The organism is Novosphingobium sp. Chol11, assembly GCF_945870625.1.
In the GTDB taxonomy this organism is placed as follows: Bacteria; Pseudomonadota; Alphaproteobacteria; order Sphingomonadales; family Sphingomonadaceae; genus Novosphingobium.
Genome location: NZ_CAMBTS010000029.1, coordinates 1 through 22,395, shown reverse-complemented (window position 1 = coordinate 22,395; position 22,395 = coordinate 1). Strand labels below are relative to the sequence as shown.

General features: G+C 64.4%; 22 protein-coding genes and 1 pseudogene. 12 read left to right on the top strand and 11 right to left on the bottom strand.

The window, feature by feature from the left end; genetic code table 11:
• The first annotated feature begins 2 nt into the window (after positions 1-2).
• The 4 genes from Q0O40_RS07175 (at position 3) to rpsD (ending at position 2,218) form a co-directional block, all read left to right on the top strand.
• The gene (locus tag Q0O40_RS07175; RefSeq protein ID WP_295527999.1) at positions 3-209 is read left to right on the top strand and encodes a hypothetical protein; all 207 of its coding nucleotides are present in this window, start codon (positions 3-5) and stop codon (positions 207-209) included.
• A gap of 4 nt (positions 210-213) precedes the next feature.
• On the top strand, positions 214-687 hold the full coding sequence (gene nrdR, locus Q0O40_RS07170) for a transcriptional regulator NrdR (protein ID WP_295527997.1): 474 nt from the start codon (positions 214-216) through the stop codon (positions 685-687).
• Positions 684-1,439 carry an RNA methyltransferase gene (locus Q0O40_RS07165; protein ID WP_295527994.1) on the top strand — a complete coding sequence of 252 codons (756 nt, stop codon included), beginning with the start codon at positions 684-686 and terminating at the stop codon, positions 1,437-1,439. Before nrdR ends, Q0O40_RS07165 begins: the two co-directional genes overlap by 4 nt.
• Before the next feature lie 164 nt (positions 1,440-1,603).
• The gene (gene rpsD, locus Q0O40_RS07160) at positions 1,604-2,218 is read left to right on the top strand and encodes a 30S ribosomal protein S4 (RefSeq protein WP_295527992.1); all 615 of its coding nucleotides are present in this window, start codon (positions 1,604-1,606) and stop codon (positions 2,216-2,218) included.
• An 83-nt stretch (positions 2,219-2,301) separates the two neighbouring features.
• Here rpsD and Q0O40_RS07155 read toward each other — a convergent pair whose 3' ends face one another.
• The 3 genes from Q0O40_RS07155 to tgt form a co-directional block, all read right to left on the bottom strand.
• Positions 2,302-4,278 (bottom strand): TonB-dependent receptor, encoded by a 1,977-nt coding sequence (locus tag Q0O40_RS07155; RefSeq protein WP_295527990.1) that lies wholly within the window; start codon positions 4,276-4,278, stop codon positions 2,302-2,304.
• A gap of 104 nt (positions 4,279-4,382) precedes the next feature.
• The gene (locus tag Q0O40_RS07150) at positions 4,383-6,695 is read right to left on the bottom strand and encodes a penicillin acylase family protein (protein ID WP_295527987.1); all 2,313 of its coding nucleotides are present in this window, start codon (positions 6,693-6,695) and stop codon (positions 4,383-4,385) included.
• Positions 6,696-6,801: 106 nt separating this feature from the next.
• Positions 6,802-7,929, bottom strand: a complete 1,128-nt coding sequence (tgt, locus tag Q0O40_RS07145; protein ID WP_295527984.1) for a tRNA guanosine(34) transglycosylase Tgt — start codon at positions 7,927-7,929, stop codon at positions 6,802-6,804.
• A gap of 74 nt (positions 7,930-8,003) precedes the next feature.
• Here tgt and Q0O40_RS07140 point away from each other — a divergent pair, with 74 nt between their 5' ends.
• Both Q0O40_RS07140 and Q0O40_RS07135 read left to right on the top strand, forming a co-directional pair.
• Positions 8,004-8,774 (top strand): TSUP family transporter, encoded by a 771-nt coding sequence (locus tag Q0O40_RS07140; RefSeq protein WP_295527981.1) that lies wholly within the window; start codon positions 8,004-8,006, stop codon positions 8,772-8,774.
• Positions 8,775-8,833: 59 nt separating this feature from the next.
• A complete protein-coding gene (locus tag Q0O40_RS07135) occupies positions 8,834-9,982 on the top strand; it encodes a cupin domain-containing protein (RefSeq protein WP_295528023.1) in 1,149 nt (382 codons plus the stop codon).
• A 3-nt stretch (positions 9,983-9,985) separates the two neighbouring features.
• On the opposite strand, the gene Q0O40_RS07130 is transcribed toward Q0O40_RS07135, so the two are convergent.
• From Q0O40_RS07130 to Q0O40_RS07105, 6 genes are all read right to left on the bottom strand, one after another.
• Positions 9,986-10,528 (bottom strand): pseudouridine synthase, encoded by a 543-nt coding sequence (locus Q0O40_RS07130; RefSeq protein ID WP_295527978.1) that lies wholly within the window; start codon positions 10,526-10,528, stop codon positions 9,986-9,988.
• 6 nt (positions 10,529-10,534) lie between these two features.
• Positions 10,535-11,590 carry a tRNA preQ1(34) S-adenosylmethionine ribosyltransferase-isomerase QueA gene (queA, locus tag Q0O40_RS07125; protein WP_295527976.1) on the bottom strand — a complete coding sequence of 352 codons (1,056 nt, stop codon included), beginning with the start codon at positions 11,588-11,590 and terminating at the stop codon, positions 10,535-10,537.
• A 25-nt stretch (positions 11,591-11,615) separates the two neighbouring features.
• Entirely contained in the window at positions 11,616-12,320 is a 705-nt protein-coding gene (locus Q0O40_RS07120) for a peptidylprolyl isomerase (protein ID WP_295527973.1), read from the bottom strand.
• A 106-nt stretch (positions 12,321-12,426) separates the two neighbouring features.
• On the bottom strand, positions 12,427-12,945 hold the full coding sequence (coaD, locus tag Q0O40_RS07115) for a pantetheine-phosphate adenylyltransferase (protein ID WP_295528020.1): 519 nt from the start codon (positions 12,943-12,945) through the stop codon (positions 12,427-12,429).
• A gap of 9 nt (positions 12,946-12,954) precedes the next feature.
• Positions 12,955-13,869: a polyprenyl synthetase family protein gene (locus Q0O40_RS07110; protein ID WP_295527972.1), complete on the bottom strand. Its 915-nt coding sequence runs from the start codon at positions 13,867-13,869 to the stop codon at positions 12,955-12,957.
• Positions 13,869-14,126, bottom strand: a complete 258-nt coding sequence (locus tag Q0O40_RS07105; RefSeq protein ID WP_295527970.1) for an exodeoxyribonuclease VII small subunit — start codon at positions 14,124-14,126, stop codon at positions 13,869-13,871. The genes Q0O40_RS07110 and Q0O40_RS07105 overlap by 1 nt, the downstream gene beginning before the upstream one ends.
• A gap of 60 nt (positions 14,127-14,186) precedes the next feature.
• Here Q0O40_RS07105 and Q0O40_RS07100 point away from each other — a divergent pair, with 60 nt between their 5' ends.
• The 3 genes from Q0O40_RS07100 to purL all read left to right on the top strand — a co-directional run bounded on the left by Q0O40_RS07100 (position 14,187) and on the right by purL (position 17,537).
• Complete coding sequence (locus Q0O40_RS07100) at positions 14,187-14,585, top strand: DUF2177 family protein (RefSeq protein ID WP_295527968.1); 399 nt, start codon at positions 14,187-14,189, stop codon at positions 14,583-14,585.
• Between the two features lie 76 nt (positions 14,586-14,661).
• The gene (locus tag Q0O40_RS07095) at positions 14,662-15,249 is read left to right on the top strand and encodes a hypothetical protein (RefSeq protein ID WP_295528017.1); all 588 of its coding nucleotides are present in this window, start codon (positions 14,662-14,664) and stop codon (positions 15,247-15,249) included.
• A gap of 38 nt (positions 15,250-15,287) precedes the next feature.
• Positions 15,288-17,537 (top strand): phosphoribosylformylglycinamidine synthase subunit PurL, encoded by a 2,250-nt coding sequence (gene purL, locus Q0O40_RS07090; RefSeq protein ID WP_295527965.1) that lies wholly within the window; start codon positions 15,288-15,290, stop codon positions 17,535-17,537.
• 88 nt (positions 17,538-17,625) lie between these two features.
• Here purL and Q0O40_RS07085 read toward each other — a convergent pair whose 3' ends face one another.
• Positions 17,626-18,441: a Coq4 family protein gene (locus Q0O40_RS07085; RefSeq protein ID WP_295527962.1), complete on the bottom strand. Its 816-nt coding sequence runs from the start codon at positions 18,439-18,441 to the stop codon at positions 17,626-17,628.
• Between the two features lie 65 nt (positions 18,442-18,506).
• The gene (gene serB, locus Q0O40_RS07080; protein ID WP_295528015.1) at positions 18,507-19,409 is read right to left on the bottom strand and encodes a phosphoserine phosphatase SerB; all 903 of its coding nucleotides are present in this window, start codon (positions 19,407-19,409) and stop codon (positions 18,507-18,509) included.
• On the opposite strand from serB, the gene miaA reads away from it, so the two are divergent.
• The 3 genes and pseudogenes from miaA to Q0O40_RS07065 form a co-directional block, all read left to right on the top strand.
• Positions 19,402-20,361 (top strand): tRNA (adenosine(37)-N6)-dimethylallyltransferase MiaA, encoded by a 960-nt coding sequence (miaA, locus tag Q0O40_RS07075; RefSeq protein WP_295527959.1) that lies wholly within the window; start codon positions 19,402-19,404, stop codon positions 20,359-20,361. The genes serB and miaA overlap by 8 nt on opposite strands.
• 164 nt (positions 20,362-20,525) lie before the next feature.
• Positions 20,526-22,274 carry an acetolactate synthase 3 large subunit gene (locus Q0O40_RS07070; protein WP_295527956.1) on the top strand — a complete coding sequence of 583 codons (1,749 nt, stop codon included), beginning with the start codon at positions 20,526-20,528 and terminating at the stop codon, positions 22,272-22,274.
• Between the two features lie 11 nt (positions 22,275-22,285).
• Positions 22,286-22,395, top strand: a pseudogene (locus tag Q0O40_RS07065) (acetolactate synthase small subunit); the annotation flags it as partial.

Below are 22,395 nucleotides of genomic sequence, written 5' to 3'. Positions count from 1 at the left end.
CCATGGCTGATAACAACGATCTCGCAAGCCGTGCCACCGCCGAAGTTTCGGCGATGGCCAAACAGGGCATGAGCCACCCCTCGACCAAGCCGGTGCTGATTGGCGCTGGAATTGGCGCAGTGGTCGGCGCGGTTCTGCCGTTTGTCTCGCTGCCGATGGGTCTGGTGGTCGGCGCGGGCTACGCGTTCTGGCAGAGGATTAAAAACTAACCGGATGCGCTGCCCGTTCTGCGCCCATGATGACAGTCAGGTAAAAGATAGCCGTCCGAGCGAGGACAACACATCGATTCGGCGGCGGCGCCAATGCGAACGCTGCGGCGCGCGCTTCACCACGTTCGAGCGGGTCCAACTGCGCGAAATCATGGTCGTTAAAAGCGGGCACGGCGGCGAATTGCGGCGCGAACCGTTTGATCGCGCCAAGATCGACCAGTCGGTCGCGCTCGCTTGCCGCAAGCGCCCGGTCACGCAGGAGCAACGCGACCAGCTCGTCTCGGGCATCCAGCGCCAGATCGAAACGCTCGGCGATGCCGAAGTCGAAACCCGCACCATCGGGGAAATGGTGATGGAAGGGCTGCGCCAGCTCGACAGCGTGGCCTATATCCGCTTCGCCAGCGTCTACCGCGATTTCACCGAAGCGCGTGATTTCGAGGAATTCGCCAGCACGGTGCGCGAGATGGGCGAGCTGTGAACCAGCCAGTGATCGTGCTCGTGCGCCCGCAACTGGGCGAGAACATCGGCAAGGCCGCGCGCGCGATGCTCAACTTCGGCCTCACCGAGCTGCGGCTGGTTTCCCCGCGCGATGGCTGGCCCAATCCTTCGGCCGGGCCTGCCGCCGCCGGGGCCGATGTGGTGCTGGAAAAGGCCGCCGTGTTCGAAACGCTCGCAGACGCTGTCGCCGATTGCGCGCATGTCTATGCCACCACGGTGCGCAAGCGCGGCGTGTCCAAGCCGGTACTCACGCCCGAGCAAGCTGCGCGCGACATTGCCGCCGCCCCGGCGCGCAGCGCGCTGGTGTTCGGCCCTGAGCGGTCGGGCCTCGATACCGACGACGTTGCGCTCGCCCGCGCGATTGTTACCGTGCCGATCAATCCGGACTTTGGCTCGATCAATCTGGCGCAGGCGGTGATTCTGTGCGCCTATGAATGGTCGAAGCATGCCGATCTGGTGCAGCCCACGATCGAGGAGCGCCTGCCCCCCGCACCGCAAGCAGACCTTGAAGGCATGATTGCGCAGCTCGAGGCGATGCTGGAGCCGCGCGGCTATTTCGAGCCGCCCGCCCGCGCTGGTGCCACGCGCCGTACCTTACGCTCGATGTTGACCAAGCCGGGCTGGAACCACCTCGAACTGCGCACGTTTCGAGGGGTGCTGAGCTCTTTGGAGCGGACGCCCGGTTCGCGGCTCCCGCCGCGCGCTCGCCGGGTGCGGGCCGAGCAGGACTGAAAGCCTTGACATTCCGCCCGTTCGCTGTTCTAGGCGCGCCTTCGCAATTGGTCCTGCACGCCCGGTGAAGCAGTGACCGCATTTTGTCTGGCGCAAAATGGTGCGGTTCCGGGTCTACGAAACATCGGCAAAATGCCGGTCAAACAGCAATTTGAAGGACGTTCATGTCAAAGCGTAAGGCATCGAAGCACAAAATTGACCGCCGTCTTGGCGAAAACATCTGGGGCCGCCCGAAAAGCTCGGTCAACCGCCGCAGCTATGGCCCCGGCCAGCACGGCCAGCGCCGCAAGAGCAAGGTTTCGGACTTCGGCATCCAGCTGCGCGCCAAGCAGAAGCTGCGCGGCTATTATGGCGACGTGACCGAAAAGCAGTTCAAGCGCACGTATCAAGAGGCCGCCCAGATGAAGGGCGATACCGGTCAGAACCTGATCGGCCTGCTCGAACAGCGGCTCGACATGATCTGCTACCGCGCCAAATTTGCCCCCACGATCTTCTCGGCTCGCCAGATCGTCAGCCACGGCCACATCTATGTCAACGGCGTGAAGTGCAACATCGCCTCGCGCCGCGTGTTCGCCGGCGACGTGATCAGCCTGGGCACCAAGGCCAAGGACATGGCCCTGATCGCCGAAGCACAGAGCCTCGCCGAGCGCGAAGTGCCTGACTATGTTCAGCCCGACGGCACCGACAAGATCACCTTCGTGCGCGTGCCCACGCTCGACGAAGTGCCTTATCCGGTGAAGATGGAACCGAACCTCGTCGTCGAGTTCTACTCGCGCTGATCGGACGTTTTGCGGATCACGCAATACAAAAAAGGCGGGGCGCAAACCCCGCCTTTTTTGTGTCTTTCTCGCGCGGGCAATATCTAGAAATCCACCGTCAGATAGCCGCCAAAGCGGCGTCCCGCGATCAGATCATAGACACCTGCGCCTCTCAGTTCGAAGCCCTGCAGGTCGGTCAGGTTCTCCACCTGCAGCCGCAGCGTGGCCGATTGTTTGGCGACGGTGAACTGGTAACGACCGCCAAGGTCGATCAGTGTCCGGGCAGGGATCGCGGTCAGGTTGCTCACAGTCGCAGTCTCGGGGCTGCGGTGCGAAGCGCTGACATCGAGCGACAGTCCGCTCAGCCATGGTGGCCGCCAATCGGCGTTGAACTCGATGCGGCGGCTGATGGCCCCCACCGGACGCTGGCCGATGCCATCAAGCGCGGCGCCTGATCCCGTCACGCGCGGGCGCAGCAGCACTGCGCCCGCCACCACGCTCAGGCGCGACGTGACCGGCCCGGCGACGGAAGTCTCGATCCCCTGGTTGATCACATCGCCCAGCGCGCCGAACCGACCCGCAGCATCGAGATTGAAGTAGGGCTTGCGCACATCGAACACCCCGGCGACCAACTTGACCTCGTCTGTCACGGCAAAGCACAGACCAGCGTCGCGCTGGCTGGTGCGGATCGCGGGCAGCGCCTCGTTGCGGTTGGCGGCGTTTTCAGGCGCGATCCCGCTCTCCTCGAGGCCTGTTACATAACCGCCATAAACGACAAGGCGCGGGGTCAGTTCGGCAGCGGCATTCACATTGAACAGGAAAGGCGCGGCGTCGCTCGCCACCGGCGGCTCGCCAGGCAGGCCGATCCGCTTGCGGTACTGCGTTTTCTGCACGCCCATGCTGATCTCGCCCACGCCCTGCCAGCGGCCTTCGTACGCGATCCCGGCGGTCCATTGGCGCACGCGGTCCTTTTGCTGGGTGGTGAATTCAAAGGCAGGCCGCGCCGAAGTCGTCTCTGCAAACACGCTGGTTACCCCCAGGTCGATCAGATCCGATCCGCCAAAGCGGCGGTCCCCGGCGCGGGCGCGCAAGCTGGCATGAATGCGGTGCACCCGCGGTCCATCGGCAATGGTGCGGGTCAGGCGCAGCTCGCCGCTGGTCGAGGCAGACAGTAGCGGCGGATCGGCAAAGACCAGTTGGTTGCCGGTGCCGCCGCTGTCCAGGTCCGTGATCAGGTTGGTGAAGGCCCGCCTATCATCATACGCGGAACGGAACAGGCCGCCCTTCAGCGCCCAGCCCTCGGCGATGCGCCAGTTCACGATGAGGCCAGCGTTGAATGCTCCGCCCTCGAAGCGCGCCCAGCGCGGGCCTTTGAAGAAGCGGCGCGGCAGGCGCGGCGGCAAGCCTTCGCCTGCGGGCAGGAACAGCGGGCTTGTCTCCTCGTAGCCGTCGGCGCGGGAGACGAACGGCACCAGTTCAAGATCAGCGGCAGGCCGCCAGCGCGCCGCGAGCGAAAATTGCAGGAATTGCGCGCGCGTCGCGTTGGCGTTGTTATCGTTATAAAGCGCACCGCCAAGGCCAAGGCTCAGGGTGCGGCTGATGGGGAGGTTCGCATCGGCTTCAAGCGAGTTATTACCCCAATGATTAAGCGCGCCAAGCAGGCTCAACGCTGTCTCATCGCCCGGTGTGCGGAAGGCATAGTCGACAATGCCGGTCGGCGCCGGGAACGGGCTGCCGAGCGCGGAGAGACCGACGCGGATTTGCGTGGTGCGTTGCAGGCGGGCGTTAAGGTCCCAGACCTGATCGAAATAAAGCCCCTCGATCCGCACATTGCCCGCCGCCGTCGGCGAAAAGCCGCGCGCGTTCTCCTCATTGTAAAGCCCGATGGTCTCGCGCCCGATCGTCGTACCGAACGCATCGGCCGCGCTGCGCACTGCGTTTTCGGCCGCGCGTGCGCCGGTTGCGGCGGTGGTCCCGGCATCAATCGCGGGCGGCAGCGTTTGCGCGGCGGCGACCGGCGCGAAAGCCAGCACCCAAAGGGCCGCGCCGCCGCAGCCAGAAAGGATCGCCCTGTGCATCATCGGCGCGGTTTCTGGCAGGCCCAACCCGCCCCGTCAATTTGTCACAGCCAACAGCGCGGTTGGCAAGATCGGCGGGGACGCAGGCTCCGTCCTTTGGTTTGCCCTTACGGCGCCGGTGTCACTGTGATGATGCGCTCCGCCTCCTGCAGCACGCGCGCCCGGCTCCAGACAAACGGCACATAGGCCCCGCCAGCCCAGCGCGCGAACAGATCGCGGTAATGCGGGCTGGCAGGATCGCCCGATTGGCCCGGCGTATTGATCGCCACGCTGTTGTCCCACGCGCCGACATCCATCACCAGCCGCACCGAAGGCCCCGCGACGAGGCGAAAATCCGCGCCCCAGGTCATCGCGTTGGGCGTGGAACTGTCGCCGCCGATGGAGAGCGGCCCGACCCGCCGCTCCGCCTCGCGCCCGGCGATGGGCAAGGCCGGGCGGAAATCGGCATTGTGCAAGGTGCCCCAGCGCCAGCGCGCCGGTTCGGGGCCAAGCAGACGCACGGCTTCGGCCCAGGCGTTGCTCAGCGAATCGAGCAGGATGCTCGTGCGCAGCGCCGCCGGATCCTGGCCCAGCAGGCTGCCTTCTTTCAGCACTGCCACGGCCGCTGGCGGAGAGACCGATCCAAAGCTCTTGCGCAAGGGTTCGGGCACGATGGCTGCCACCGCGCTCGCCGGCAGATGGTGGCGTGCCCAGATCTCGAACAACGCCGCCGCAGCGCTGTCTGCGCCAAGGTGCCCGTCGAAGCCCTGCAGCAGGCGCAGCGCACCCTTCTCGGCCTCGTTCCGGCCTTGTTGCCCGATGAGCAGGCTTGCGGCATGGCGGGCAGAGGGCGACGTCACGTCGTTTTGCAGCGCCAGCGAATCCACGATGCCGAACTTCGGTTTGGCCGAAATGACCTCGGTAATCCGCTGCATCCGGCTCGGATCGACCCATTCGAGGCCAAGCCGATGCGGATAGCCTGCGGGCACATTGTATTGGTTGGCCGTCGCGAACCATCCTTGTGCCGGGTCCTTGATCACTGGCATAAGCCGCGCATCGAGCAGCCCATTCCAGCGGTAAGTCTGACCAGCGGGCACCGGCAGCAGCCCATCGCCCGCCGCGCGCTTGGGCACGAAGCCGCCAGGTGCCCAGCCGATCGTGCCGCCGCGATCAGCATAGAGCAGATTGAGCGGCGGCGCCCCCCAATGGTTGCGCGCGGTCAGGAATTCGTCCCAGCTTTTGGCCGTGAACGCCCAGGCCGCATTGAAATAGGCCGATGCGCCGGGCTGGCTCCATGTCGAACGGAGCGCAAAGCTGCGCCCGCTGGCCGCGTCCTCGTGGATGATCGGGCCATCCGCGCTGAATTTCAGCGTCACCATGCGCGGCGCTTCGCCTTTCACGGCAATCGTCTCGGCCACTTCGGTCAATGTGTTGCCCTTGGGGTTCACCACCAGATCCTGCTGGTCGATCCCGAAGATCGTCAGCGCCCAGGCCACATTCTCGTTATGGCCAAAGCTGATCCCCGGCAGCGCTGGTTCGCCTGCGCCTGCAATCTTCAACTCGGGCGTATCGATATGCGAAAGATAGCGCAGATTGGGCACGCTGTGCGCGCGGTGCGGATCGTTCGCCATGATCGCCCGTCCGGTCGCGCTGCGTCCTGGCGAAATCACCCAGTTGTTCGAACCTTCCTGCACTTGGGGATCGCGCGCGACCTGCACCAGCGCCTTGCCCTCAAAGCGCACATCGCGCGTACCCAGCAGATACTCGTCGAGCACCTTCTCGGGAATGCTGCAAGGATCGAGCCCGTTCGGCACCACCACAGCATGCGCCGGTTCCAGCGGGCTGCGCAGCGGTTCGTACTTTGCGTCGCCGCCGCACAGCGCACGGGCCCTGTCGACCTCGCTCTTGAGATTGCTGGCAAGCGCGTTCGAGCGGATGCGCACCACGTCTTCGGCGGCCCAGCGCTCCGGGCGGCTGTCGGTCGCAGAAAATTCGATCGGAAGCGGCTGCTTGCCCGCCTCAACTTCATCAACCAAGGCATTGATGCCCGCCACAAACGCCTCGGTCCAGCCCTTCGCTGCCGCGGGATAAGCCGCCCATTCCCGCGCCATATCGCCGCGATAGAGCAGCAGCCGCGAGGCGCGGTCCTGCGCCACGTAAGCCGGACCGAAGCTTGCCGCGAGACGCCCCAGCCCGCGCTTGCGCCACAAATCGATCTGCCACAGCCGGTCGCGGGCCACGGCATAGCCTTGCAGGAAGAACCCGTCGCGCGCCGTCGCTGCGTAGATATGGGGAATGCCCGCACGGTCGATCACGATCTCCCCGGCCGCGTTCAGGCCCGCCACCTGCCGCGCCTCCCGCATTGCCGCAGGCGATACTTCCTGCGCATGGGCAGTTTTTGCCAGCAGCAGCGCGGCCAGCACAATCCCGATTTGCCTCATGATGTTTCCATGCCCCCGATCTGCCCCGACCAGATCGAAATGTGCTGCCAGATGGCACCTTTGGCAATCGCTTTCCCGCCCGTGCTCCGGCCAGCAGGAAGTAGCGCTACTCCTTCACCCCGTACTTCGCCCGAAACGTAGCTGCAAACGCCGCAAACCGCGCCTCGGCAATCGCAGCGCGCATGCCCGCCATCAGTTGCTGGTAGAAGGATAGGTTATGCTCGGTCAGCAGCATTGCGCCGAGCATTTCACCCGCGCGGTGCAAGTGGTGGAGGTAAGCGCGGCTGTATTTTGCACAAACCGGGCAGGCGCACTCCGGATCGAGCGGGCCGGTGTCTTCGGCATGGCGCGCGTTGCGGATGTTCACCGGCCCGGCCCACGTAAACCCCTGCCCGTTGCGGCCCGAGCGGGTGGGCAGCACGCAATCGAACATATCGACCCCGCGCTCGACTGCGCCGACAAGGTCGTCGGGCTTGCCGACGCCCATCAGATAGCGCGGCGCATTTGCCGGAAGCTGACCGGGGGCAAAATCGAGGCAGGCGAACATCGCTTCCTGCCCCTCGCCCACTGCCAGCCCACCGATTGCATAGCCATCGAAGCCGATTTCGGTGAGCGCCGAGGCGCTTTCCGCGCGCAGCCGCTCATCGAGCGCGCCCTGCTGGATGCCAAACAGCGCCGCGCGCGCAGCATGATCTTCGCCGCTGTCAAAGCCGGCCCGGCTGCGGCGCGCCCAGCGCATGCTCATTTCCATCGAGCGGGCGATGACCTCGCGCGGTTGATCGGCGCGCGGGCATTCGTCGAACGCCATCACGATGTCAGATCCCAGCAGCCGCTGAATCTCCATCGAGCGCTCCGGGCTGATCATGTGGCGTGAGCCATCGAGGTGGCTGGCGAAAGTCACGCCTTCCTCGGTGATCTTGCGCAAGTCTGACAGGCTCATCACCTGATAGCCGCCGCTGTCGGTCAGGATCGGACGGTCCCAGCCCATGAACGCGTGGAGCCCGCCCAGCCGCGCCATCCGCTCCGCGCCGGGGCGCAGCATCAGATGATAGGTGTTGCCCAGAATGATATCGGCGCCGGTGCGGCGCACATCCTCCACCTTCATCGCTTTTACCGTAGCGGCGGTGCCCACGGGCATGAAGGCAGGCGTGCGGATCTCGCCGCGCTGCATGGTGATCTTGCCGGTGCGTGCTTTGCCGTCTGTAGCGTCGATCTCGAACGAAAAGCGGGTCATGGCAGGGAAGCTAACCAATAAGAACAGCCAAAATTCTGATTGCGGCCCTTAGGCGCAATCGCCATGCCGCGCAAATGCACGATCCACTCATTCTGGCTGGCTGGCTTTATCCTGCGCTCACCGCGCTGGCGGTGCTGACGGGCTTTATCGATGCGATTGCGGGCGGCGGCGGGCTGCTGATGATGCCTGCGCTGATCTACACCGGCCTGCCGCCGCATGTGGTGCTGGGCACCAACAAAGTGCAATCGATGTGCGGCACCAGCATGGCGACATGGCGCTTCTGGCGCGCGGGGTTCTTCTCGTTGCGCACCAGCCTGCCGGTCGCGGCGATGGCCTTCATCGGAGCTTTGGCTGGCGCGCTGCTGATCCAGAGCTTCGATGCCAAGGTGTTACAGCTGGTGGTGCCGCTATTGCTGATGGCGGTCGCGCTCTACACCGTGCTTTCGCCCAGCATGGGCGATGCAGACCGCGCGGCCCGGCTTAGCGCGCGCGGCTACATGCCGGTGGCAAGCGGGATCGGGTTCTACGATGGCTTTTTTGGCCCCGGTGCCGGGCAATTCTACGCCACCACGCTGGTGGGCCTTCGCGGGCTTGGCCTCACCCGCGCAACCGGCCTGACCAAGCTGCTCAATGTCGCCAGCAATATTGCCAGCGTGATCGTGTTTGCGGGCGGCGGACAAGTGCTGTGGCTGCTCGGCCTCTGCATGGGCGCAGGCGCGATGGCCGGGGCATGGCTCGGCTCGCACTTTGCCGCGCGTCACGGCGCAAAATTGATCCGCCCGCTGCTGGTGGTGGTCAGCCTTGGGCTGACCGGGCGGTTGGTGTGGGGCTGGTTTCAAGGTTGAGCGCCCGCCGCCGGGCAAATCGTGCTAGAGGGCGACAACAGACAAGGCCCCAGCGCATGATGCATTTCACCGATTTCGATTCCGCTGCATTCCTGCGCGACAATTGGCAGCAGCAGCCGCTGCTCATCCGCAATCCCTGGGCGCGCTGGCACAACCCGCTCAGCCCCGACGAGCTGGCTGGCCTCGCTTGCGAAGAGGGGATCGAGGCGCGGCTGATCCGGCAAGCTGGCAGCAAGTGGGCGATGGAAGAGGGGCATTTTTCCGAGAAGCGCTTCAGCAAGCTGGGCAAGCAGCCGTGGACCCTGCTGGTGCAGGCGGTGGATCACCATGTTCCCGAAGTGGCCGCGCTGATCGAACCGTTTCGCTTCATCCCCAATTGGCGGATCGATGATGTGATGGTCAGCTACGCGAGCGATGGCGGCGGCGTTGGTCCGCATTTTGACCAGTACGACGTGTTTCTGGTGCAGGGCCTCGGGCGGCGACGCTGGCAGATCGGCCCGCTGTGCGATGCGCAGACCCCGCTCTTGCCGCACGACGACTTGCGCCTGCTTGCCGATTTCGAACCCACCTCGGAATGGCTGCTGGAACCGGGCGACATCCTCTATGTGCCGCCCCGTTTTGCGCACAACGGGGTGGCGGTCGGCGATGATTGCATGACCTACTCGATCGGCTTTCGCGCGCCATCGCGCCGCGAGCTGCTCTCGAACTGGTGCGATGCGGCCTTGGACCGCCTTGATGACGATGATCGCTTTGCCGATCCGGGTCTGGCGCGCCAGGCCAATCCCGGCGAGATCATGCCGCAGGCGCTGGAAGAGCTGCGTGCCATGATCGCGGCGCGGCTGGATGACGCCGAAGCGTTTGCGCGCTGGTTCGGTGCCTTTACCACCACGCCCAAATATCCCGAGACTGACTGGCAGCTTGAAGCCCCGGTCGCGCGCGCGGATCTGGTGGAGGCTGTCGCCGCCGGGCGGACACTTCGCCGCAATCCCGCCAGCCGCTATGCCTTCATCCGCTCCGGCGACGGCGCGCTGGTGCTATTTGTCGATGGTGAGCCCATCCATTGCGACCCTGCCGCTGCGGCGCTGGCGGAGCGCCTTTGCGCCTCGGCCTGCTTCGTGCTCGATTCCACGTTGATTGCGCCGGCCAGCAGCATCGCGCTGCTGGAGATTCTGTTCAATCAGGGCAACCTGGCCTTCGACGCCGATTAGCCATCAGCCCTCGCGCCATGCGCCGGGCGCAAGATCGGCCAGCGTCCATTCGCCGATCGACCAGCGCACCAGCCGCAGCGCAGGATTGCCAATGACGGCGGTCATGCGCCGTACCTGCCGGTTTCGGCCTTCGCGGATGGTCAGCGATATCCAGCAATCGGGCACAGTCTTGCGAAACCGCACCGGCGGATCGCGCGGCCATAGCTGCGGTGGTTCGATCCGCTCGGCCTCGGCGGGAAGCGTCATGCCATCCTTGAGCAGCACCCCCCGGCGCAGCGCCATCAGCCCATCATCGCCGAGCACCCCCTCGATCTGAACCAGATACGTCTTGGGCAGCTTGAAGCGCGGATCGGCAATCTGCGCCTGAAGCCTGCCGTCATCGGTGAGCAGCAGCAGTCCCTCGCTATCCCGGTCCAGCCGCCCGGCGGGATAAACCCCCGGCACGGCGATGAATTCAGACAAAGTCGCCCGCGCCGTCTCGCTGCCCGCGTCGGTAAATTGCGAGAGCACGCCGAACGGCTTGTTGAACAGAATGACTCGAGTCATCGGGTTTCAGGCCGGACCACCGGGCAACAACAGGCTCGAATCGCCATAGCTGTAAAACCGATAGTCGTTCGCGATGGCATGGGCATAGACCGCCTGCATGCGCTCCAACCCCATCAGCGCGCTGACCAGTATGAACAGCGTCGATCTGGGCAGGTGAAAGTTGGTCATCAGCCCGTCGATCGCGCAGAAGGCATAGCCCGGCGTGATGAAGATCGAGGTATCGCCGGCAAAGGGCCGGATCACCCGGTCTGCGCCGGTCGCGCTTTCGAGCAGGCGCAGGCTGGTGGTGCCCACCGCGATGATCCGGCCGCCGCGCGCGCGCGCTTCGTTCAGCCGGTCGGCCACCTCGGGCTCGATCCGGCCCCATTCGGCATGCATCGCGTGTTCAGCTGTGTCTTCGGCCTTGACCGGCAAAAACGTACCCGCGCCGACATGCAACGTCAGCGTCTCGCTCAGCACGCCTGCCTGCGCCAGCCCGGCCATCAGTTCGGCGGTGAAATGCAGCGCGGCGGTCGGCGCGGCGACCGCGCCGTCTTTGGCCGCGAACATCGTCTGGTAATCAAGCCGGTCTTGTTCGTCGGCGGGGCGTTTTCCTGCGATATAGGGCGGCAGCGGCATGGTTCCGGCGCGCTCGAGCAGCACTTCGACCGGCTCGTCGCCAGGAAAGCATAGCGTCCAGCTGCCGTCGGCATGCAGCGCTTCGGCGACGCCGGTCACGTCGTTGCCAAAACCGATCACATCGCCCCCGCGCAGCCGCTTGCCATTGCGCACGAACGCCTGCCAGCGCCGCAGATCAATCCGCTTGTGCAAGGTCGCGCCGATCCGGGCTCCGGCTCCGCCCGGATTGCCGCGTATCCCTTCAAGCTGCGCCGGGATCACCCGGGTATCGTTGAACACCAGCACATCGCCGCGCCGCAGCAGACCGGGCAGATCGCGAACGATGCGGTCACCGAGCGGGCCGGTGCCCTCTGCCACCAGCAACCGCGCCGAATCGCGCGGGCTTGCCGGGCGCAGCGCGACCCGATCAGGCGGAAGGGCGAAATCAAACAGGTCTACACGCATGGCAGGCCCCGCCCGCAGGCGCTGTCTAGTTCGGCACCGAGTTGCTGAGCATGTCGGCCGTAATCTTCCCCGGAGCCGCAGGCGCAGGAGGCGCCGGCCGCGGTTTGTTATCCGCGGCGAACGAGGCCTGAACGATCTTCGTCGGGCTCTTGGGCGGCTCGCCCCTTGTGATGGTGTCGACAAAGTCCATGCCGCTAATCACCCGGCCAAAATTGGTATATTTGTGATCGAGCGCAAACCGCGGATAAAACACGATGAAGAACTGGCTGTTGGCCGAATTGGGAGCATCGGTGCGCGCCATCGAGATGCTGCCGCGCAGATGCGGGTGATCGTTGAATTCTGCGTCCAGATCGGGCAGCTTCGAGCCTCCTTGCCCGGTGCCGGTGGGATCGCCGGTCTGCGCCATGAAGCCATCGATGACGCGGTGAAAAATCACGCCATTGTAAAAGCCTTCGCGCACAAGCTGCTTGACCCGCTCGACATGACGCGATGCCCACTGCGGCATCAGCCGGATGGCCACGCGCCCGCCATTGGAAAGGTCGAGCAGCAGGATATTCTCCGGTTCAAAATCGAGCGCGGTATTGACCGCATAATCTTCGGTTTGCGTCCGGATGATCGGATCGATCTTGATCGGCTTGATCTCTTCCTTGGGTTGCGGCGCCTGAGCCAGCGCGGGCGTGGCAAGCAGCATCGCGCCCAGTGCCAAGTGCGTGATAAAGCGCGAAAACATCAATCGGACCACCTTGTCGATAAAGAACGCCTGCGGATAGGCGCGGCGGGCTGAGCCTGCAATGAACAAAAAACGGGAACCGTGCGCTGCGCGCTGCGCGCTGCGCTCAATAGTCGCCCAATTGCCCCATCAGGGCCACGCGCGCCACCACATCTTCGCGCACCGCAGGGGTGACGAAATCCCCGACTTCGCCGCCGAACAGCGCGATTTCCTTCACCAGCTTCGAGGCGATCGGCTGAAGGCTCACGTCCGCCATCAGAAACACCGTTTCGATCTGGTCGTTGAGCTGCTGGTTCATTCCTGCCATCTGATACTCATACTCGAAATCGGCCACTGCGCGCAGTCCTCGCACGATCACGCTGGCTCCCTGACGCTCGGCAAAGCGCATCAGCAAAGCGTTAAAGCCGACCACGCTGACGTTTTCGATACCTTGCGCGGTGACTTCGCGCGTCACCATCGCCATGCGCTCTTCCGGCGTGAACATCGGATTTTTCGAAAGATTGGTGGTCACCCCGATGATCAGCTGATCGACCAGCTTCGCGCCGCGCCGGATGATATCAAGATGACCCAGCGTGATCGGATCGAAGGTACCAGGATAAATCCCGATTCTCGCCGCCCCCAGCATCTCTCCCATTCAATGATTCCTCTCGATGATGAAACGCGCCAGCGCGCGCAGCAGATCAGCTTCTTCTCCGTACGAAGACAGATGCGAAACCGCTTGCTCCACCAGAAACGCCGCCTGTTCGCGCGCGCGCGCCGGGCCGAGCAACGAGACGAAGGTTTCCTTGCCCGCCACTTCATCCTTGCGCAGCGCCTTGCCCGCCGCCGCCTCGTCGCCCTCGGTATCCAGCAGATCGTCGGCGATCTGGAAAGCAAGCCCGATATCGCGGGCATAGCCGCGCAGATGACTGCGGCCCTCGTGCGGGATGCGCCCCAGAATCGCGCCCATTTCAACCGCCGCGCCAAGCAAGGCGCCGGTCTTGAGCTGTTGCAGCCGCGTTACCGTCGGCAGATCGAAGGAATTGCTTTCGGCAACGATGTCCATCATCTGGCCGCCCGCCATCCCGCTCATCCCGCTGGCCATGGCCAGCGTGCGCACCAATTCGATCCGCACGAACGGATCGCCGCTGATATCGGGGTCGGAAAGCACCTCGAAGGCAAAGTCGTGCAGCGCATCGCCCGCCAAGACCGCCGTCGCCTCATCGAACGCCAGATGCAAAGTCGGCTTGCCGTGCCGCAACGCGTCGTTGTCCATGCACGGCAGGTCGTCGTGGATCAGCGAATAGACATGGATCGCCTCGATCGCGGTGCCAGCGCGGATGGCGGCGTGGCGATCAGCGCCAAACATGCCAGCGGTCGCGCTGACCAGCAAAGGGCGCAGCCGCTTGCCCCCGCCGATGGCGGCATAGCGCATTGCCTCGACCAGCCGGTCGCGCGGATCGTGAGGCATTGGCAGCAAGGCGTCGAAGCTCTCGTTGATTTCTCGCGCAATCCGTTCAAGCGCGGGTGCGAGCAGCGCTCCGGCGCGTTCAGCAAGGTTTGTCGTCATCAAGCGGCACCTGCATTGTCGTCGAACGGGCGCAGCCCGGCGGCGCGCCCGTCGCGATCGGTGATGATCGCTTCGATCCGCACTTGTGCCGCATCGAGCCGGGCCTGGCAGTGCGCCCGCAGTGCATCTCCCCTAGCGTAAAGGCCGATCGCCTCATCCAGCGGCGCATCGCCGCCTTCCAGCCGCCGCACAACATCCTCCAGCGCCTTCAACGCGTCCTCAAAGCTCATCTCGCCAAGATCGTTCTTCTGTTCCATCGGTGATAGCATTGACCGCCGAGCGCCATGGGGTCAAGCATCGACAACCGGAGAAATGCTATGCAGCTTGTGATTGCCTATTTTACTGCGGCGCTCATTTTTGGCGCACTCGACGCCATGTGGCTCGGCTGGGCCGGACCAAACCTCTATCGCCCGGCGCTGGGCGATCTTTTGGCACCCACGTTTCGCCTCGCGCCAGCGGGAGTATTCTATCTCGCTTATCTTGCGGGCCTCGTTTGGTTCGCGGTGCGCCCTGGCATTGCGCAAGGCATCGGTGCGGGCGCGCTCAATGGCGCGCTGCTCGGGGCCTTGTGCTACATGACCTATGACCTCACCAATCAGGCAACGCTCGCGCGCTGGCCGGTGCATGTCACGCTGATTGATATAACATGGGGGGCCTTCGCCACGGCAACTGCCGCCACCGCCGCGGTCTGGGCTGCGCGCACGTTTGGCAGTTAAGCGCTTGTTTATTGGCCACTTCGCACCAGCTTTTGTCGCCGCAACCGCGCGCAAAGCCCCGCCACTCGGCGTGTTGATGGTTGCGGCCCAGCTGATCGACTTCGGCTTCTTCGGCTTCGTGCTGCTGGGTGTCGAACATTTGCGGCTCGTGCCGGGGATAATTGCAAGCAACTGGCTCGACCTTTATGACATGCCCTACACCCACAGCCTGCTTGGCACCGGCGTTTGGGCGGCCGGCTTTGCCGCGCTGATCGGGTTGATCTTCCGGAGCCATCAGGCCGCGCTGATTGCCGCGCTCGTCGTCGTCTCGCACTGGCTGGTCGACTACCTCGTTCACCGCCCCGACCTTACACTCGCCGGATCGCCGCCAAAGTTGGAGCTTGGCCTGTGGAACACGCCACTGATCGAACGGCCGCTGGAGCTTGGCATGGCCTTCGGCGCGCTTGCTTTCTACATCGCGCGCACCCGCCCAGCTTCGACGCGCGCGGGATGGGCGCTGGGCGTGTTCGTGGTGGTTCTCGCGCTGGTCCAAGCCGTCGATTGGTTTGGCCCGCGCACCACGGTTGTCGATGCCAGCCTGCCGCTGACCGCGCTCACCGCCTATAGCGTGCTCACCGCGCTTGCTGTCTGGCTGCAATCGACTCGTGTAAAGCCTACCGCTTGAGACTCGCCTTGCCCCCGCTCCCTCGCTAAGGGCAGGCAATGGCCGAGATCACCGCAGAAACCGTCGCCGCCCACGGGCTGTCCGAGGAAGAATATGCCCGCGTGCTGAGCGCGCTGGGGCGCGAGCCAAACATGGTCGAGCTCGGCATTTTCTCGGTCATGTGGTCCGAACACTGCTCTTACAAATCGAGCCGTATCCACCTCAAGAAGCTGCCGACGCAGGCTCCCTGGGTGATTTGCGGCCCGGGCGAAAATGCCGGCGTAATCGATATCGGTGATGGCCCGGACGGCACCAAGCTCGCCGCGATTTTCAAGATGGAGAGCCACAACCACCCGAGTTACATCGAGCCCTATCAGGGCGCGGCGACCGGTGTCGGCGGCATCCTGCGCGACGTCTTCACCATGGGCGCGCGGCCGATTGCGAACATGAACGCGCTGCGCTTCGGGCGGCCCGATCACCCCAAGATGAAGCACTTGGTGCAAGGCGTGGTCGCAGGGATTGGCGGCTATGGCAATTGCGTCGGCGTGCCCACCGTCGGCGGCGAGACCAATTTCCACAAAGCCTATGACGGCAACATCCTCGTCAATGCCATGACCGTGGGCGTTGCGGATCAGAGCCGCATTTTCTATTCCGCAGCCACCGGCATCGGCAATTCGATTGTCTATGTCGGATCCAAGACCGGCCGCGACGGCATCCACGGCGCAACCATGGCCAGCGCCGATTTCGACGACAAGTCTGACGAGAAGCGCCCCACCGTGCAAGTCGGCGATCCGTTCACCGAAAAGCTGCTGATCGAGGCCTGCCTCGAACTCATGGCTACCGACGCGATTGTGGCGATCCAGGACATGGGCGCGGCGGGCCTCACCTCCTCCTCGGTCGAAATGGCGAGCAAGGGCGGCGCGGGCATCCGGCTCAACATGAACGCCGTGCCCTGCCGCGAGGAGGGCATGACACCTTACGAGATGATGCTGAGCGAGAGCCAGGAACGCATGCTGATGGTCCTGAAGCCCGGCAAGGAGCCGATGGCCGAGGCGATCTTCAAGAAGTGGGAGCTTGATTTCGCGGTCATCGGCGAAGTGACAGATACAGGCCACATGGTGCTGGAGTTTGACGGCGAAGTGGTCTGCGACATCCCGCTCGGCCCGCTGGCGGATGACGCGCCGCTTTATGATCGGCCTTATCTGTCGCCCGAAGACTACAAGGCGTGGGCCAACGTAGCTCCGCTGGGCGATATCCCCGAAAGCACCGATATCGCAGCTGACCTGCTCAAGCTGATGGCCTGTCCCGATCTCGCCAGCCGCCGCTGGATCTGGGAGCAATACGATTCGCAGGTCGGCGCAGACACCATGCAGAGATCGGGCGGCGACGCAGCGGTCGTTCGCCTCCATGGCACCCACAAGGCGCTGGCGATGAGCACCGATTGCACCCCGCGCTATTGCTATGCCGACCCGTATGAAGGCGGCAAGCAAGCGGTGGCCGAGACCTATCGCAACATCAGCGCGGTCGGCGCGGTGCCGCTGGCGATCACCAACTGCCTGAACTTCGCCAACCCGCAACGCCCCGAAATCATGGCGCAGATCGTCGGTTGCCTGAGCGGCATGGCCGACGCCTGCCGCGCGCTCGACTATCCTATCGTGAGCGGCAACGTCTCGCTCTACAACGAGAGCAAGGCGACCGGCGGCGGTTCGGCGATCCTGCCAACGCCCGCAATTGGCGGGGTTGGGCTGATGGACGACCATCGCAAGATGGCGACGATTGCTTTCAAGAACGAGGGCGAGGAGATTTATCTGATCGGTCGCCCGCTGCCGCATCTGGGTCAGTCCCTCTGGCTGCGCGAAGTTCTGGGCCGCGAGGAGGGAGCGCCGCCGCAGGTCGACCTCGCTCATGAACGCGAAGCTGCCGAGGTTGTGCGGCATCTGATCGCTGCTGGAATGGTCACGGCGGTCCACGATATTGCCGATGGCGGCCTTCTGGTCGCGATTGCCGAAATGGCGCTTGCGAGCAATCTTGGCGCTCACTTCGGAGATTATCTCTCCCGCCACGCAGCGATGCTCTTCAGCGAGTTCCAAGGTTGCTACGTGGTCACTATCCCGGCAGCTGAAACCGCGCAGTTCAATGCGTTTGTCGAGCACGCCACAGTCGGTGACATACCCCCGCTATGGCTTGGGCGGGTGGCCGGAGATGCTGTGGTATTCGAGGCTGACGAGCAGGGCCCCCAGATTTCGGTACCCTTGAGCGCCCTGCGCGAAGCCAGCGACAGCTTCTTCCGCGACTGGATGGAAGGGTAAAAAGCCCCTCCGACCCGCCTGCGGGCTGCCACCTCCCCGAGCAAGCTCGAGGAGGTGGCAGCCCGCAGGGCTGGCGGATGGGCCTAGCTCAGGCCGCCTTCTGCCCCAGCAGGTCATAAGGATCGACGCCCATCTCGGCCCACACCTTGTGCGCGGCGGCATAGTGCACCGTAGGCGTGATGTTCAGTTTGCGGCGTACTTCTTCCAAAGGCATTGGCAGCAGCGCGGTGATCGATTGTTCGCACAGACGCGGGCAGGCCTTGCCGAGGCGCTGGCCTTCGCGAATCGCCTTCAGAATCGGCGCGCCACTAGGCACTTGCTTGCGGATATTGAGCCCGGCCATGTAGGCGATGAACACGTTGGCGAGCGCTGGCTGCTGGCTGAACGTGAACGCCAGCACCGAAGCCTCGCCCAGCGCATCGCGGCCATAGCCCGTCAAAACATGCAGCATATCATGCACATCGCGCAGCCGGTTCATGTACCACTTGAACTGGTCCTGATAGTCCGGATGGTGCACGGCGAACTTGGTGAACTCATCCACCAGCCCTTGCGCAGAGAGACCTTCGCGCTCCATGAAATCGCAATACGCATGCGCCAGCGATCCGGCGGGCATGCGGCGCAGCGCGGCGTGATCATCGAGAATTGCGGGCAGGAACGGTTCGCGCGCGCGCAGCGCCTGGCCGCGCTCGGAAGTGAGGAACGCCGCGCCCGCCTTGCGCAGCTTGAGCCACGGCAGCGCTTCGAAGATGTGAAACACCTCCTCGGTGTTTTCCTTGTTTTTCAACAGCTCGCGGAAATGATGCAGCGCCTTGCGCGGGCGCAGCTTGAGCGCCGGGCGGCGCGGGTCGAACAGCGGCAATGAGGAAAAGGAGTCGGCTTCAAAGACGGCGGTTACGGCGTTCACAAATGGCCTCCCGAAGGTGTTTGCAACTCCATTACTAACATCAATGTAAATATCTCGTCAACCGGCTACTCGGTCCCAACCACCCACTCAGCGCGTGCAATCCCGAACAGATCGAGGATCGCGGTCAGATCGCCGCGCTCGATCCAGCCATCGGCGGCGGCGCGCGCCTTTGGCTTGGCGCGATAGGCCAGCCCCAGCGTCGCGGCCTCGAGCATCGGGATATCATTGGCCCCGTCGCCAGTGGCAAGGCTTGTCGCCCCCTCCCCCAGCCGCGCCGCTTCTTCGAGCAGAACCTTCCTTTTGACCGCACTATCGACAATCCCGCCAACCACTTCGCCCGTCAGCGCGCCGTCATGCAGCCCGAGCCCGTTGGCAAGGACCCGGTCAAACCCGAGCTGCAGGCCAACCGGATCGGCAAAGGCATGAAAACCGCCCGTAACCAGCACAGTATGGCAGCCCAGCGCTTTCAGAGTCGCAACGAGCGTGCGCGCGCCCGGCATCGGATGGATGCTTTCGTCAAGGCATTGGCGGATGGCGTCCTCCGGCAGCCCCTTCAGCAGGGCGACCCGCTCGCGCAGCGCGGCCTCGAAATCAAGCTCGCCCCGCATCGCGCGCTCGGTGATCGCGACGATCTGCGGCTTGATCCCGGCAAAATCGGCCAGTTCATCGATGCATTCGGCATCAATCATGGTCGAATCCATGTCCGAGACGAACAGGCGCGGGATCGCCATGGCGCTGCGCGACAGCAACAGATCGCACACGGGGAAACATTGATCGAGGATCCGGCGGACATCGGCCACTTGGGGCGCATCCGTGCCCTCGATCAGCTCAAGCTCGAGCACGATATCGCTGGTTTCCAGCATGCCCGCGCCCGCCACTTCCCAGCCGCGCGCCTCAATCATTTCCATAGCGAGCGAGAGATTGTCTCCAAGCGTCTCTTGCTCTGCTATCAGCCGCGCGATGAGCACTGGCAATTCCCCTCAAAACGCGGCCGCAAAGCCGCCGCTCGCGCTCATTGCAGGGCCAACCGCGAGCGGCAAGAGCGATCTTGCGGTAAGGCTGGCCCTCGCGCAAGCAGAGGCGGGCCGATCAGCGCGGATCATCAATGCCGATAGCGCGCAAGTCTACGCCGATCTTGCCGTGCTGAGCGCGCGGCCCACGCCGGATGACATGGGCGGTATTCCGCATCGCCTGTTCGGTGCGTGGGACGGGGCCACCGCCTGCTCGGCTGCCGATTGGGCAACCGCCGCCAAGGCTGAGATCGCCGAGGCGCATGCCGCAGGCGCGCTGCCCATTCTGGTGGGCGGCACCGGGTTTTACTTGCGCACCTTGCTCGATGGGATCGCCCCGGTGCCCGCAATCGACCCCTATGTGCGCGCCGAAGTGCGAGCGCTGCCGATCAGCGAAGCCTATGCCGCTATCTGCGCCGAAGATCCCATCGCGGCCGAAAGCCTCGCGCCCGCAGACCGCGCGAGGATCGCGCGGGCGCTTGAAGTGGTGCGCAGCACTGGCCATCCCTTGCGCCTTTGGCAGGAAAGCCGCGAGGGCGGCATCGGCGGCGAGATTGCCTTGCACCCTGTCATCCTGATCCCCGACCGCGCGTGGCTCTACGCCCGCTGCGACCAACGGTTCGAGGCCATGCTCCGCGGCGGCGCAATTGCGGAAGTGGAAACCTTGCAGGCGCGCAAGCTCGATCCGGCGCTACCGGTGATGCAGGCCATCGGTGTGGCCGAGATCACCGCGCTGCTGCGCGGCGAGATGAGCGAGGCCGAAGCGCTGGCGGCGGGTAGCCAGGCCACACGGCGTTATGCCAAGCGTCAGTATACTTGGCTACGCAACCAGCCCCCAGCCAGTTGGCCGCGTCTGGAATACGAAAATTCCACGAGTATCCCACCTGCAGCATCTTTATTTCAAGTTTAGGCGGTTGACATGATGTTTTATGTCGTATAGCGCACCCAACAACGAGATCAGCCCGGCGCAGCCTTGCCTCTGCCCCGGGCTCGATCTTTTTTGGCACAATTCTGCTTTTGGCAAAGCACACGCAAGCCGGTATGGGGCCGTCTTGATTTTGAAGGAATGGTAGCGTGAAAAGCGGGCGCACCGGCGCAGAAGTCCTTGTGGAAAGCCTCGTTGCCAAGGGCGTCGAGTTCGTGTTCGGCTATCCCGGCGGCGCGGTACTGCCAATCTACGACGCGTTGTTTGGCGATGACCGCATCCGCCATATCCTCGTGCGCCATGAAGCAGGCGCGGCCCATGCCGCCGAAGGCTATGCCCGCGCTACCGGCAAGCCTGGCGTGGTGCTCGTCACCTCCGGCCCCGGCGCGACCAATGCGGTTACCGGGATCGCCGATGCCTTCATGGATTCGATCCCGCTGATCGTGATCACCGGCCAGGTGCCGACCTCGCTGATCGGTTCGGACGCGTTTCAGGAATGCGACACAGTCGGCATCACGCGCCACTGCACCAAGCATAACTATCTGGTCAAAGACCCCGATCAACTCGCCGCCACGATCGACGAGGCCTTCCGCATCGCCACCGAAGGCCGCCCCGGCCCGGTGGTGATCGATATCCCCAAGGACGTCCAGATCGGGGTGGTCACGCATGCCGCGCCGGCTTCGCAGCGCCGCAATCGCTATGATCCGCAAGTCGAAGCGGGCCGCGCCGAAATCGCGCAGGCGGTGCAGATGATCGCGGCAGCAGCCTCGCCGATCTTCTACACCGGCGGCGGCGTGATCAATTCGGGGCCAGAGGCGGCGCGCTTGCTGCGCGAGCTTCAGGCGCTCACCGGCGCTCCGGTCACCTCCACCCTGATGGGCCTCGGCGCATTTCCGGCGGGCGACCCCGCGTGGCTGGGCATGCTGGGCATGCATGGCACCTTTGAGGCCAACATGGCGATGAACCGCGCCGACTTGATGGTGTGCATCGGCGCGCGGTTCGACGACCGCGTGACCGGGCGGCTCGATGCCTTCTCGCCGCATTCGAAGAAGATCCACATCGACATCGACCGCGCCTCGATCAACAAGACCGTGCGCGTCGATCTGCCGGTGATCGGCGATTGTGCCAAGGTGCTCGCGCAGCTCATCGCGGGCTGGAACGAAGCACATTGCGAAAAGGCGGACCTTACCGAATGGTATGCACGGATTGATGGCTGGCGCGCGCGCCAAAGCCTCGCCTATCCGCGCCGCGCCTCGGCGATCATGCCGCAGCTGGCGGTGGAGCGGCTGTACGAACTGACCAAGCACCGCGATCCGATCATCAGCACCGAGGTGGGCCAGCACCAGATGTGGGCGGCGCAGTATTTTCATTTTCACGGTCCGAACAAGTGGCTCACGTCGGGCGGGCTTGGCACGATGGGCTATGGCCTGCCCGCCGCCATCGGCGCGCAGCTGGGCCATCCCGATGCGCTGGTGATCGACATTGCGGGCGACGCCTCGATCCAGATGAACATCCAGGAGCTGGGCACCGCGACGCAGTACCGCCTGCCGGTCAAGGTCTTCGTGCTCAACAACGAATGGATGGGCATGGTCCGCCAGTGGCAGGAACTGACCTACGAAAGCCGCTATTCAAACTCCTACTCCGACAGCCTGCCCGATTTCGTGAAGCTGGCCGAGGCTTACGGCTGGAAGGGCATCCGCATCGAGGACGAAAGCCAGCTGGATGCCGGCATTCAGGCGATGATCGATCATCCGGGCCCGGTGTTCGTCGATTGCCTCGTCGCCAAGGAAGCCAATTGCTATCCGATGATCCCGAGCGGGGCTGCGCATACCGACATGATCCTCTACGGCGACACCGTAGCCGGCACGATGGACGACGCCGCCAAGGCGCTGGTGTAAGGGACAGGATCATGACGCAGATCGACCAATTGGCGCAGGAGCGCCACGTCCTCACCATCACCGTCGACAATGAGGCGGGCATTCTGGCCAAGATCGCCGGGCTGTTCACCGCGCGCGGCTA